General features: G+C 68.0%; 8 protein-coding genes. 5 read left to right on the forward strand and 3 right to left on the reverse strand.

What is annotated here, in order from left to right:
* The first annotated feature begins 18 nt into the window (after nt 1–18).
* Together ACIPK4_RS22185 and ACIPK4_RS22190 are read left to right on the forward strand one after the other, a co-directional pair.
* On the forward strand, nt 19–315 hold the full coding sequence (locus ACIPK4_RS22185; protein ID WP_402315116.1) for a protealysin inhibitor emfourin: 297 nt from the start codon (nt 19–21) through the stop codon (nt 313–315).
* Between the two features lie 154 nt (nt 316–469).
* Nucleotides 470–3,580 (forward strand): hypothetical protein, encoded by a 3,111-nt coding sequence (locus ACIPK4_RS22190; protein ID WP_402315118.1) that lies wholly within the window; start codon nt 470–472, stop codon nt 3,578–3,580.
* 71 nt (nt 3,581–3,651) lie between these two features.
* Here ACIPK4_RS22190 and ACIPK4_RS22195 read toward each other — a convergent pair whose 3' ends face one another.
* From ACIPK4_RS22195 to ACIPK4_RS22205, 3 genes are all read right to left on the reverse strand, one after another.
* Nucleotides 3,652–4,800, reverse strand: coding sequence for a hypothetical protein (locus ACIPK4_RS22195; protein WP_402315120.1), 1,149 nt, complete (start codon nt 4,798–4,800; stop codon nt 3,652–3,654).
* 97 nt (nt 4,801–4,897) lie between these two features.
* Nucleotides 4,898–6,556, reverse strand: a complete 1,659-nt coding sequence (locus ACIPK4_RS22200; RefSeq protein ID WP_402315122.1) for a hypothetical protein — start codon at nt 6,554–6,556, stop codon at nt 4,898–4,900.
* Between the two features lie 298 nt (nt 6,557–6,854).
* The gene (locus ACIPK4_RS22205; RefSeq protein WP_402315124.1) at nt 6,855–7,856 is read right to left on the reverse strand and encodes a DUF2278 family protein; all 1,002 of its coding nucleotides are present in this window, start codon (nt 7,854–7,856) and stop codon (nt 6,855–6,857) included.
* 759 nt (nt 7,857–8,615) lie between these two features.
* Between ACIPK4_RS22205 and ACIPK4_RS22210 the strand changes: the two genes are divergently transcribed.
* From ACIPK4_RS22210 to ACIPK4_RS22220, 3 genes are all read left to right on the forward strand, one after another.
* On the forward strand, nt 8,616–9,698 hold the full coding sequence (locus ACIPK4_RS22210; RefSeq protein WP_402315126.1) for a ComEC/Rec2 family competence protein: 1,083 nt from the start codon (nt 8,616–8,618) through the stop codon (nt 9,696–9,698).
* A gap of 715 nt (nt 9,699–10,413) precedes the next feature.
* Nucleotides 10,414–11,040, forward strand: a complete 627-nt coding sequence (locus ACIPK4_RS22215; protein WP_402315128.1) for a lasso peptide biosynthesis B2 protein — start codon at nt 10,414–10,416, stop codon at nt 11,038–11,040.
* A 61-nt stretch (nt 11,041–11,101) separates the two neighbouring features.
* Nucleotides 11,102–12,874 (forward strand): asparagine synthase-related protein, encoded by a 1,773-nt coding sequence (locus ACIPK4_RS22220; protein ID WP_402315130.1) that lies wholly within the window; start codon nt 11,102–11,104, stop codon nt 12,872–12,874.
* The last annotated feature ends 286 nt before the right edge of the window (nt 12,875–13,160 follow it).

Below are 13,160 nucleotides of genomic sequence, written 5' to 3' on the forward strand. Positions count from 1 at the left end.
GTAACGAGGTTGCGCGCAATGAAGGTGACTCTGGCGACACACGGCGGGTTGGCGGCGGCGGCCAATCTCCGCCTCCCGCCCAAGGTGCTGGATACGGACACCCTCCCGGAGAACGCTGCCTCGGAGCTGGCCCGGCTGGTGGAGGCGGCCGTCGCAACGGGCGAGCCGGACCAGCCCGGCCGGGCCAGGGATGCGATGAGCTACACCATCTCGGTGGAGGACGGCGGTCGTTCGACGGTTCTCAAACAGTCGGACGCCGCCATGACCCCCGCGTTCGCGGCCCTGCTCACCCGGCTGCAGGAGTACCTGGAGTAGCAACGACGCCTGCCGGGCCAGGTCGTCGGCCACTGGCGCCCACCTAGGCGGTGAGGGGGGCGCGGGCCGAGGCGGGGGCGCTGAGTGGGTCCTCCGCTGCCTCGTGTAGGGCGCGCATCGATGCGAATCGCGTTCAGGTGACTACTCTGCGTGCATGCCGAATGCTCAGGCGCAGTTGAAGCTGCGAGACGTGCCGGGCTGGGCGGTGGGGTTGTGCCTGTTCGGGCTTGCCGCCGGTCTCTTCATGATCATCTGGTACGTGGCGGATCCGCCGTTCCGCGCCAGACCCCCACTGGACAGCGAACTGCTGCTGCAGTTCGCGGCGACGGCAGATACGGCTCGTGCCATCGTGAAGGACGGAGGCGGGGCCAAACTCTTCCAGGACGGCCTCGTGCTGGACTGGCGCTGGTACGTTCCCGGGTACGGAGCGGCCCTCGCCGGGGCTTTCGGACTCGGGCACCTGCTCCTCTACCGGAAGTCCACGCGCCTGTGGGCCCGGCGCGCGCTCCTTCTCATCCCTGTGGTGGTCGCGGCGGATTGCGTGGAGAACATCTTCCTCTGGAAGGCACTGGACCGGATCAAGGCCGCTCCGGACGGTCCTGTACTGCCCTGGTTCGGCGTCTTGCGAACGGCCGCGGAGCGCGATCTGGAGCGGAACCTGAAGTGGGCGACCTACTTCGCCCAGGTGAAGTGGGCGCTCGTCGTCCCGCTGGTGGTAGCGGCCGTGCTGACCGTCCTCACCCTCTACTGCCGTCGTGTGCAGGACCCCTCCGTCCTGACGAGCGGCCGGGGGGACCATCCCCGTCCCGTCGTGGCCCACTGCAATCGGCCCGCCGACGAGACGGAGAGCCAGCGGAGCCACCCCGACGTGATCCTTCCGCCCGCTGCGCCCCACGACTGGGAGCCCCGGCCCGAGTGGACCGCCCCCGACCCGGCACGACCACCCCAGGCCCAGGCCCAGGACCCGGACGCCAACACGGTCACCCGCTGGCGCACGCGTGCCTACCAGCCGCCCGGTCGAAAGCCTGCTGAGCTCGGCTTCTGCGTTTCCGGCGGCGGTATCCGGTCGGCCTCGATCACCCTGGGCGCGCTCCAGGCGCTGCGCGGACAACTACTCAAGGCGGACTATCTGGTCTCGGTGTCCGGTGGCGGGTACACAGCCGGCGCCCTCCAGCTGGCCCTGACCGGTGCCCGGCTCAAGGACGCGGACGGGAAGCCCTCGGTGCGGCCCGGCCTTGCGGAGCCCGCCGACGCGTTCGCACCGGGCAGCCAGGAGGAGGACCACATCCGCCGCCACGCCAAGTACCTGGCTGACACGCCCAAGGAGAAGATGCACGCCGCGGGGGCGGTGCTGCGGGGCATGGCCGTTTCCTTCGGCATGTTGGCGCTGCTCTTCGCAGTGGCGGGCCAGTTCCTGAACGCGTTCTACTCGCACCTTCCGCTGACCGACCTGCACCGCTTCATGCCGCAGGCGAAGGTGTCCCAGCCGGCGTGTGCGGTTCCGAACGTCCCGGGGTGTCCTGGACTCCCACAGGTGTCCCTGCCGTCCTTTGAGTTGTATCCGCACGCGTGGCACCCCGTTCTGGCCCTGTTCGCCCTGGCGGGCCTGCTGTCCGTGGGCGCCGCCTTCGTAGGGGCGGGGAATATGAGGTCCCGCCCCGCCTGGCTGCGCAGCATCGTGAACACGATCGTGGCCATGGCCCTGACGGTCGCCCTCATCTCCATCGTCATCCCGGCGGTGATCTGGTTCTTCGCCTGGCTGGCGCGCGAACAGGGGGTGGTGCACAACGACGGCAGGGGGCTGTCGGCGCTCGCCGCGCTCACGGCGGTGGCGACTGCGGTCGGAACCTGGTTCACCGTCGTCCACAAGACGGTCAAGGAGCTGAAGCCGGACGGGGAGAAGCCCGGCCTGTTCGGCAGGGGCGGCCCGTCCCTCGTCGTTCACGTCGGTGCAAGCTGGGTCAAGGTCGTGGTGTGCTGGCTGGTGCTGCTCCTGGTCGCGTTCTTCTGCCTCGCCCTCATGTCCTGGGCCGCCGTCTACGCCGGTAGTTGGGACATCGGGTGGAAGGCCGGCGTCCCGATCGCCCTGATCGTGCTGTCGTTCGTGATCGACCAGACCACCTTCAGCCTGCACCCCTTCTACCGACAGCGGCTGGCGGGTGCCTTCGCTGTCCGGCGCGCGGTGTTGAAGGACGGCTCGGTGGGTGCTCTGCCGTATGACTACAACCACGAGCCGACCCCGCTGGACCCCTACGCGCAGCGAGTGCAGGGCTTCCCCCAGGTCATCTTTGCCGCCTCCGCTGCCATTTCGCTGCGCAACCGCACCGCCCCAGGGCGTCCCGCCGTGCCCTTCACCTTCGCCTCCGACTACTGCGGTGGCCCCGACACGGGCTGGGTCCGCACCGACACCCTGCAGAACACGGCACCCCCGCTGATCGGACGCGACCTGACCGTGCAGTCGGCCGTCGCCGTGTCAGGAGCGGCCTTCGCCTCCGCGATGGGCAGTCAGACGATCTTCATGGAGCGGCTGCTCGCCCTTTCCAACGTGCGACTGGGCACGTGGGTCCCCAACCCGCTCTACCTCGCGGAACTGGCGAAGTACGGGCCCTGCCGGCTCATGCCGCGGCTGCCCCGCGTACGGCGGCTCCGTTACCAACTCCAGGAGCTGGTGAGCTGGTACTCGGATACCACTCCCTTGCTGCTGTGCACCGACGGCGGGCACTTCGACAATCTCGGACTGGTCGAGACGCTCCGGCTCCGCTGCCGTACGGTCTACGTCATCGACTCCTCAGGGGACACGCCGCCCCTGGCCACCACCCTCGCGCAGGCGGTCACGCTCGCCTACGAAGACCTCGGAGTGAAGATCACCTTCAAGGACGAGGGGCAGAACGTGCTGGACCTGGTGCCCGGCAGCGCCCCACCGCTCCCGCCCGAGACACCGATGGCCGCGCTGAACGCCCGGTTCTCCGCCACCAGTGTGGTGCGCGGCACGATCGAGTACCCCGAGCCGGTCGAGTTCTCGCCCGGCACACCGGCCGACACAAAGGGGACGATCATCTTCGTGAAGGCCAGTCTGACTCCCGACATGCCGTACGAGCTGCTCAGTTACGCCCTCAGGGAGAAAGCCTTCCCCCGCCAGAGCACCTTCGACCAGTGGTTCGACCATGCCCAGTTCGACGCCTACCGGGCGCTCGGACACCACATCGGCACCAAGGCCGGGGAAGTGGGTGCTGCGCTGTCGGAGTCAGGGGTGGTAGCGGGGTGACCGGGCTCAGCCTGAGCCACGACGGGTCGGGCCCCGGCCTCGGGTCCGCCGGCCGCCCCGCGAAGGAACGGTCAGGTGACGCGGGAGGAGCGGTACGAGAGGGTGGGACGGGGATCCAAGAAGCGGCCGGAGGCGGAGAACGCGGCTGCGCCGAAACCCTCCTGCCGCATGTCAACCGCGGGGAACTCCTTGCAGGCGGTCTGCGGCTGGGCGGTGGAGTGGTTGAACCGGCAGGCGAGGCCCGTGAGCCTGATGGTGATGAAGTCCGCGATCTGGGCTCCGAACTCGATGGGCTTGCCGCCGATGGTGATGTCCCCGACGTCGAACCCCTTGCCCTGGGGCACTTCGTAGACGGCGCGGACACGGTGCTCCGAGTCGCCTCTCAGATAGGTCCAGTAGTCCTGGGGATCGGAGCCGTCCGGGGTCTCCCAGCCGTCCGTCGACAGGTCGTCGAAGTACAGGCCCACTGGGTCGGCGAGGCTGATGTCGGCCTTCTGACGGGCCAGGGCGTTGACTCCTGCGCCGATGTGGGGATCACTGTTGCGCTCCGCGGCACCGTACTTGCTGCAGTTGATGAGTTCCTGCTCAGTGCTCAGCTCCTGGCCGTTGACGACGCGCCGAATGGTGGCTGCCGCAGCCAACTCGATTTCTGCGCCCAGGGTGTTGTTCTGCTGAATCAAGTGCATGGCGCCGTGGCTCGTGGAGTTGTTCCACTTGTTGCGCGGTTGGTATCTGCCACTGGGCGAGAACAGATCCTCCTTGCGCACGTCCGGACTGATGAAGCTACGGTAGAGGGTGACCACCTTGTCCGGATTCGTCTGTGCCAGGATCTCCCAATACTCGGGGCCTTCACACGTGAACGTGACCTGGGTGATCTTTCCCGAACCATTCCGGGTGACGCTCCACTCGCAGTACTCGTCCTGGACGTCGCGGCTGGCGTCGGCGCGCTGCCACCGCTGGAGATCGCCAACGGAAGTGATCTTGATGATGCGGGGGAAAGCGGTCCATGTGATGGAGGCCCGCTGGACGTCCGACGCCGTATCCGTGCTGGTCAGGTTGTAGAACTGCGGTCGCGGACTGTCGTTCAGTACCTGACGGGGGTCGGGGCCCTGAATGGCCTCGTCGACCGTGTCGGAGATGAACACGTTCCATGCCTTGCGGCCGAAGTCGTCCAGATCGTCGAGGTTGCCGGGAGGCCCGTAAGCATCCACTGTGGCCATGGTGCTCGTTCTCCTTGCTCGGGAAGACGGAGGGGTGGGAGGCAGCGGTCGCCGGCGCCGCTGTAGCTGATGCCGTGCCGGCTGAGGAGGGTTGGCTTCAGGTCAGCTCCGCGACGGTGGCGTCCTCGCGCATCGCCAGCGGTGGCGCGTCGGGCGCAACGTTGGTGACCGGCAGGGTGAGCTCGAACTCGTTCAGTTTCATGAGACGAAATTGCCGGCGCCGTGACTCGGCCAACCGGACGTAGTCGTCGAATCCGGCTGCGGTCTGGATCTGTTGGGTGACCTTGCGCAGATAGCTGTCCACCCGCTGTCCGAACACTGATTGCCACCTGTCTTCAGGTACCTGCCAGTGCGCGGCGAAGCGGGCTTCGGGACTGTCGGCGGGCAGGTTTCGCGTTCGCGCGGCGTCCAAGATGGCCTGGGTGACGGTGTCACACAACTTCACGGCCTTGACCGGCGTGGTCGGCACGTACCGCATGAGGAGACTGCGGGCTGGGCTGAAGACCGGGTTCGGAAAGTCCACCATCAGCACGCACGCGGCGAACCTGGCCGAGATGAGCCCCCTGCGGACCATCTGCCGGATCACCTCGTTGTCCTCGTGGGCAGCCTCGGGGACAACGAAGGCGAAGAACGTGTCACCTGGCTGGGAGAAGCCGCTGATCTTCTCCTCCAGCCGGAAACCGAACCGCGTCAGGCCGGCCAGGTATGCGGCGGCCTGTGCCCGGGGCGGAGAGGCCTGCGTGAACAGTCGCAGGTCGTCGAACAGGACGTCCTGGTTCAGCCAGAACCCGGTGGGCAGCGTCAAATCGCCACTGTCCGCCGTGATGGTGCTGCTCTGCCGGTCCGTACTGGTGAGGTTGACCGTGGTGCTGGTGAACAGGTGGCGCAGTAGCCGGTCGGGGTGGTCCACGACGCCGTTCGCGGTGACCTCGGCGAGGCGGGCAGCCGTCCACCGGGTGATGAGGAACCTGACCGTCAGTTCCAGCCGCTCGGCTCCGATGACCTGCTGGAACAGCTGATCATGGCGGAGCGGGTCATCATCGGCGAGCCGGATCGTTGCCCGCTCCGACTGCCAGTTGTTCCAGGGGATCCTGAGTTCCTTCATCACGGCGCTGCCGTTGACGTGGCTGTCGAAGCAGCCCTTGCCCCGCGAGTCCGGCTCCAGCGCGTCCCAGGAGTTGCCCGCCCACACCCAGCTCGATCCGAAACGGGCATAGAAATTGAAGACCCTCGCTACAGAATCCCATCCCGCGACCTGAAGAAATCCCTGCCTGGGGTCGCCGCCGGCCTGGGTGCTGACCAGAAGGTCCACCTGATTGCCGTCCACGGCGGTCGTGATCGCGAACCGCATGTCGCGCTCGCTGATGGCAACCGGAGAGATCTGCCCGGCCTCGCTGACCAGATACACCTTGAGTGAGGCGGCTGCCGTGGCGGGGAGTGCGGAGAGCAGTTCCTGCACGGTGGTCGGAAACCTGCCGACGCGGAAGAACGTGACCGCCATCGGGTCACCCAACTCCGCCAGTTCCTCATCACTGACGGGCCGAGGCTGATCGTCACGGCCGCTGACCCTGCGGTACAGCCGCCCCGGCTCCAGCGCCGTGGAACCTGGTCCGCAGCCGCCCCCGGCGATGCCGGGCTTCAGCGGGAAGTGGCCGGATGGATCGAAGGCGGCCGAGATGCCGGCGGCGTCGGCCTGCTCGACGGCAGTTGCACTCATCCAGGCGGTCGCCCGCCGCAGCTGCGCGTGGTCGGGCATGGCCAGTCCGCTCCTACATCGCGTCATTCTTCCAGTGGCACTAAAAGGCAATGACTAAAAGCCAATGCGCCAATGCTGGAATGCATACCCAGGCATGCAACCCCATTTCTGCGGCCGGGTGCAGATCCACTCCAATGGCTAAACCGGACACTGATTCGGTGGGACGGCGAGACGCGCGTCCCGCATCGAAGCGCCCTGCGAATGGGGTCCGGGCACAGCCGTGCGAAGACCGTCCTCGCCCGCCGGTCAGGTTTTCTGCCGGCCGGCGAGGGTGCTGTGAGGCTTGGTGCTGGTGGTGTCAGAAGGTGATGGTCCGTCCCTCGCGCTCGGCTTGTCGCGCGGTGTAGGCGACGCCGTGGACTTTGATGCCATCCGGGTCGAGGAGGGTGATCGTGCCGCCTTGGTTGCCGAGATGGAATCCGTTGCCGCCCGGGACGGTGAGGGTGGTGCCGGGCTGGAGCGTGCCGGCGGGGAGCGGGAGGGTCTGCTGGTTGAGGTCGGTGAGCTGCCATCCTTGGAGGTCGATCGGCGCCGGAGAGGCGTTCAGTACGGTGACGGCTGCGGGTGCGGGGCCGGAGGGGTTGACCAGTGCGGCCATGATCCGCAGGGGTTCGTCGCGGTCGGCGGAGCGGGGTGGTGCGGTGTCGAGGGGGTGACCGGTGTTGTCGTCGGTGTGCCAGGCCTGGGACTGGAAGGCCAGGAAGATCGCGACCCAGCGGTTTTCGGCGGGCAGCTGTACGAGCAAGGCGCCGTCCTGCCAGACGCCGTTGTCGGAGCGGAAGCGGCCGCTGTTGCCCTGGTTCATGTGGATGTCGTGTACGCCGTTGCCGGGCCGGAAGCCGAACACCTTGTCGGCGATGTGGGCCTCGGGCCCGAATCTTTGCCCGAATACGTAGAGGCCGGCGGTGGGGTCGGCGATGGCACGCTGTACGTAGTGGTCGAGCAGGTCGGCCAAGTCGTTGTCGGCGCCTTCGACGTCGGGCGGGAGCATTCGCATCGCGGCGGGGTCGAACAGGTTGCCGCGGATGAAGTCCAGGCTGGCCTTGCCCGCTTGTGACACCAGGGCCGTCCATCCGCTGCCGGCCGGTGGGAGCAGCTCGGTCACGGGATGGCGGAAATCATCGTCGGCCAGGTACAGGAGCTCGGAGGGTGCCTGCTGTGACTCCACGTTGACAGCGGCCCGGTAGTGGGTGCCGGCGTTGTCGGTGAGGTGGATCTGATAGTGAGGGGTATCGGTGGATCCCTCCCGGCGCCGGTCGACGGCGCGGGCAGCCAGGACACCGTAACCTTTTAGCGGCATGGCTCATCCTCTGGATTGCGGTGGGAGCGACACGGCCGGGGCGCAGGCGTGTCGATGGAACGAGGTGGTGCGGGCCGTCGAGGACGTCGGCGAGGCCGGCTGGCGCCAGTGGACCGCCAACCTCCTGCACCCCGCCGACCTCCTGCATCCCGTGCCGATCGTGGACGAGCCGGGCGGTCGCACCGGCCGGCCTTCGGGCTTCGCTGTGTACACGGCCCGGTCTTCGGGCCCGAAGCGACCACAGGGCAAGTGGGCTTCTGTGGATCCCAGGTGCCGGTGACCGCCATGTCCCAACCTCGCCGCGAGCCGGGGCAGCCCTGACGACTGCATATCCTCCTGGCCGTTATCCCCCGACCGAGCCCCGGCGGGACACCTCATCACCTGATGTTCACCCGCCTTGCCCCGCAGCCCATCTCCTGCCGGGTCAAGACGGGTCTGCCGCACCGCTACTGGTCACCTCGCGGGCGAGCCGGCCCGCGGCACACGCGTCGAGGCGGGCGGCGAGCAGCCGGCAGTAGCAGATGGGGGTGCAGGTCTGCTGGTGAAGGCAGTCGGCAAGTGGCTGCCCCGACGCTCGTAGCGGCGGTGCGGGCGCCTGGCCAGCCGGCCGGGCCCTGGCTCGTCTGGATCACCCGGGCCTGCACCGCCCGGCACGAAGGTGTTCCGCATGCGCCTGGACCAGCCCCTGCTCGCAGCTCTGCGGCGCCCTGCTGACAAGCGTAGATTTGGTGGTGCGCCCGGCTGGAGGGAGACGATCCCATGGACACAGCCATCCGCATCGAGGTACTGCCTGCGCGATTGGGTGACTGTCTGCTCGTGGAGTGTGCGCGCGAGAGCGGACCGCCTTGGCGCATGCTGGTCGACGGCGGCCCTCCGGGCACCTGGCCCCGGCTCGAATCGAGGCTGAGCCGGCTCGACCCCGACGACCGGCGTATCGACGTCGCCGTGGTGACCCACATCGACAGTGACCACATAGGCGGCATGCTCCCCTTCCTGCGGAGCGAGTACGCCGGAGACGTCGGAGACTACTGGTTCAACGGCCCTCCGCACATGCCCTCCCGGAGCAGGGTGGAGGGCAGCGTCGCCCAGGGGGAGAGCCTGGTAGCGGCGCTGCTCGGGGAATCCGTCGGTCCCGTACTTCCGTGGAACCAGGCGTTCGGCGGCGGCCCCATCGACACCGGGGACGAGTTCGGGTTCATCGAGGTGCCGGTCCGCGACGGCCCGCACATCACCGTGCTCTCACCGACCAAGGAGCGCCTGGCGATCCTGGAGCGCGAGTGGTCCGAAACCATCGACCGGGCCCGGCGTGGCTGGCAGGCCGATGTGATGCCCGACATCCTGGAGCCCCTCGGCGATCTGGCCGCCGTAGCCGCTCATGAGACGGCCGACGACACGACAACCCCGAACGGGAGTAGCATCGCGCTGCTGATCGAGTACCGCGGCGCCCGCGCCGTGCTCGGGGCGGACGCGTTCGGCCCTGTGCTCGGGGCCGGCCTGAAAGGGGTGGCCGCGCACCGCGGTCTGCCGGTCTTGGAGGTGGACGCCTTCAAACTTCCCCACCATGGCAGCCGGCGGAACGTGACCGAGGCACTGCTTGAAGTCGCCCCCGCCCGGCACTATCTCGTGTCCACCAACGGTGACACCTACCACCATCCCGATGACGAGGCGCTCGCCCGCGTCGTACTGTCCGCACCGCAAGGCCCGACGCTGTGGTTCAACTACCGCACGCAGCGCACCGCCCGGTGGGCCGATCCGGAGCTGTGCGAGCGGTACGGCTACTCCGCGAGCTACCCCGCGGACCCGGAGACCGGCACGGTCCTCGAACTACCGGCGACGGCCTGATGCTCCACCGGGACCTCGCCGCCAGGTCTCGCACGACAGCCCCGTCGTCCAAGCCCCCAGCCGCCGCCAGCACGATCGGCGCCCACACCTGCGCCTTCCACGAGTCCGCTGTACGGATCAGACTCTGGCGCACCGTCTCGTCCAGCTCCACCACGACCGCCTCGCCTTGGACGTACGTGGCCGCGTACGTGGCTGCCTGAGGCCGTCCGAACAGTCGCGGGCCGTGGGTGTTGATCCGCTGAGCCGTCCGGCCGCTCCGGCGGGATGTCGCCGCAGCTTTGTCCGCGGGCCGTGTTGCGCTGGCCGGAGTCAACGCCCACCGTCATCGAAAGATGGTGCCCGGTGTACCGAGCCCGCTGCCTCGCGGCCGTCCCGTCCCTGTTCGTGGCCGCCCTCTCCACGCCTCCGCGCCGCCCTGCCCGGACCCTGGATGATGTCGTGATCAACCTGTCCGGCAGTCGGGTTGCGAGGCATTCGACGCAGCGTAGCGTGGGAAGTGTTCAACGCCGCTTGATTCTGGAGGTAAGCGATGCACCTTCGAAGACTGTGGCGCCGTGCACCGCATCGGCTCGTCCTCTTCGGCGACGGCCGCCTGATTCGCGGATTCAGCGGAGCACTCTACGACGGTCACGGGTACCAGTCCTGACCCAACCCACCATGTCGAACTCGGCCTGCAGCAGAGTACGTGCGGCAGGCCGGGTTTGGAGTGTGTGAGGTGGCACAAGAGACCGATGCCCTGGTGGCCGTGACGCGGATTCTGTCACCGCACTGCCATGTCACCAAAATGTCCAGCGGTGCTCTGATCTCCGACTGGAGGCGGCGGACCCGTTTTCTCGGCATGACGGCGACGGACGTGCAGAAGTTCGTCGTGGGAAGCTCTGAGGAGCGCGCACAGCTCGTCAACGATCTCATCCGCGCAGGGTGTGCAACGGCTCGCCGAAAGGCGTACTCGGACGCCGAGGTCGGGCTCTGGCTGCGCGGAGTGCACCTTTCGATCCGAACTATGGGGTTCGGGCGGGTCCTTCGGCTCCTGTCCGTGGCCGCACCGGTGTGCGCACGTGCAGACCTCCCGTCAGCGGAGGAGGTGGCACGGCTGAAACGAGCACTACGATCACACGGTCGCAGAAGCTGGTTCGTGAACGACGACTGCAAGGCCGAGGCCGTGACTGCCTTCGTGCTTCTGCGACGATGCGGCCTGAACGCCGTGCTTCACATCGGTGTGCGCGAGCACCCGTTCGCCCTGCATGCCTGGAGCTCCTCGGCGGGCGTGTGCATCCCTGATGCCGATCCGCGAGGACACGGGTTCACGCCGGTCCTCTCGATCAGTTGCGGCGGCCAGTGACATGCAAGCACTCCACCTTGATTGGGCCGGGGGTGCACCTAGGCTCAGGGCGGCCGAGGCCATGGCGCGGCACGGGCTCGTGACGACGGTCTCCTCGCGGGCCGGCACCGCCGTGGTCGTCGGCTGGGTCGGCTCGGCCGGTGACCGCGTGGCGGGTGCGCGCGGGCTCCTGGAGGACGTAGGCCGACCGGGGGCCACACCGCGCCTGCCGATGGGCGACTATGCGGCCGTCCTGGTGTACTCCGACCGCATTGTGCTGATGCGCGACTACCATGCGCGCATTCCCCTGTTCTTCAGGGAGTCCGGTGGGCGCGTGAACGCGGTGAGTACGTCAGCGCGCTGTCTGGGCGACTTCGAAGAGCTGGAACACAGCTACTTCTGCCGGTACCTGACCGGGAACCTGGCACAACCGCACTCGGAACTCACGCCGTTCTCCGGTGTGCACCGGATCCTCGGCGGCGAGGTCGTGGAACTCTCGGTCACCGGGCAGATGCGTGGCAGGGTGCGCAGACGTGCCCGCGAGGTCGACGACCTGCGGGAACCGACAGCAGTCGGGCTCGGTCTCAGCGGGGCCGGGAAGAACCTGCGCCTCGCACTTGAGAACGCCGTCGGGCGGCGAGTGGGCCGAATGACGGCATGTCACGTCTCCGGCGGCACCGACTCCACCAGCATCGCGTTGCTCACCGCACGCCTGCTGGGTACGGGACAAGGCCGCGGTGAGGACCTCGTCCTGCTCGCCGGGCGGTTCGACAGAGGAGAGCTGGCCGGGGAGCAGCCGTACCTCGAAGAAGCCATGAGGGAGATTTGCCGTCATGCCCCTGCGGCCCGCCCGTTGACTGTGGACATCGGCGACGTGGCTGACTTCGACGACTTCGAACACCACGCGGGAGACGCGGACGAGCCTCATGCGCATGCCTTTCGCGCCCCGTTCTGGAGCAGGCTCCACGGCGCCGCGGCGGAACTCGGCTGCGACATCCTCATGACCGGTTGCGGAGCCGATCCGATCGTGGATGCCAACCCCCTTCACCTGCACAAACTGGCCCGCACAGGGCAGCTCCGGCAGATGACGAAGCAGGCACGTGCCCAGGCCGAAGGAACCGAGCGCGGCGTGCGCGACGTCGTCTACGACTACGTCGTGCGGCCGGCCCTGCCGCTGGCGGCGGAGCGAATCACTGCGCTCCTCCACCGCGGAACCGTGCTGGGTGGCCTGGGAAGCTTCGCCCGTCCCCGCTGGCTGCGATCCGGATTTGCGCGGGCGCACGGCTACCGTGGGGCAAGCGTCGCGGAGAGCCGCTTCATGTTCGGACGCAGGCCGGAAGAGTCGTTCTTCGAAGCGGCCAATTACCTCGCCGCCCCCGACGCGGTGTCCTGGCACCGGGCGCGGCAGGACGGATTCTTCCTCTCGCACCCCTTCCTCGACCGGGAGGTCACCGCCACGATGCGCAGCCTCCCTGCTGCAGCCACGTTCAGTCAGGGCCGCCCGAAGGCCGTTCTGCGCGAAGCCATGGAAGATCTGCTCCCCGCGCGGATCCGTGACCGAGCGGTCAAGGTCCCCTTCGACCAGCTCTACGCCCATGGCTTGAGGAAACACGGCGATGAACTCATCGACCTCTGCCGCTCCGCGAGGCATCCGCTGGTCGCGGAGATGTTCGACATCGAAGTGCTGTGCCGGGCAGTGCGGGAGGCGCAGCTCGGCGTTGGGCACGCAGAATCCTGGGATCGCATGAACAGCTCTCTTGCCCTGGTGGCGTGGCTGGAACGATTGAACCCACGAACCCACGTACCTGCGCGCCCGGTTGAAGCAACGCCGCTCACGGACGGCTCTTGCTCTTGATGTCCCACAGCGATCGCTGGATCGGGCCCGTCAGGGCATCGACGAGGCCGTACCGATCCCTTACCGCGCGGCTTTCGGCTTCGGGCGGGACACGCGGTGATGCGGCCCACGAAGGTCAGGGCCTCGCTGAGGTCCTCGATGCCGAACCGACCCAGGTAGGCCGCCGTCACGAGGAGTACCAGCAGGATCAATACCGGGGCGGTCCGTGACCGTTCGATTCGCGTCGGTACCCGTCGCGCCCGTGGGTGCGAGCCGGATCCTGACTTGGGCGGTGTCCTCACGCGAT

This window comes from Streptomyces sp. NPDC086989 (genome assembly GCF_044745505.1).
In the GTDB taxonomy this organism is placed as follows: domain Bacteria; phylum Actinomycetota; class Actinomycetes; order Streptomycetales; family Streptomycetaceae; genus Streptomyces.

What these genes read in the sequence shown, in the direction of transcription:
- ACIPK4_RS22195 (WP_402315120.1), bottom strand. Translation starts at nt 4,800, where the DNA reads ATGGCCACAGTGGATGCTTACGGGCCTCCCGGCAACCTCGACGATCTG.
- ACIPK4_RS22220 (WP_402315130.1), top strand. Translation starts at nt 11,102, where the DNA reads ATGGCGCGGCACGGGCTCGTGACGACGGTCTCCTCGCGGGCCGGCACC.
- ACIPK4_RS22210 (WP_402315126.1), top strand. Translation starts at nt 8,616, where the DNA reads ATGGACACAGCCATCCGCATCGAGGTACTGCCTGCGCGATTGGGTGAC.
- ACIPK4_RS22205 (WP_402315124.1), bottom strand. Translation starts at nt 7,856, where the DNA reads ATGCCGCTAAAAGGTTACGGTGTCCTGGCTGCCCGCGCCGTCGACCGG.
- ACIPK4_RS22200 (WP_402315122.1), bottom strand. Translation starts at nt 6,556, where the DNA reads ATGCCCGACCACGCGCAGCTGCGGCGGGCGACCGCCTGGATGAGTGCA.
- ACIPK4_RS22190 (WP_402315118.1), top strand. Translation starts at nt 470, where the DNA reads ATGCCGAATGCTCAGGCGCAGTTGAAGCTGCGAGACGTGCCGGGCTGG.
- ACIPK4_RS22185 (WP_402315116.1), top strand. Translation starts at nt 19, where the DNA reads ATGAAGGTGACTCTGGCGACACACGGCGGGTTGGCGGCGGCGGCCAAT.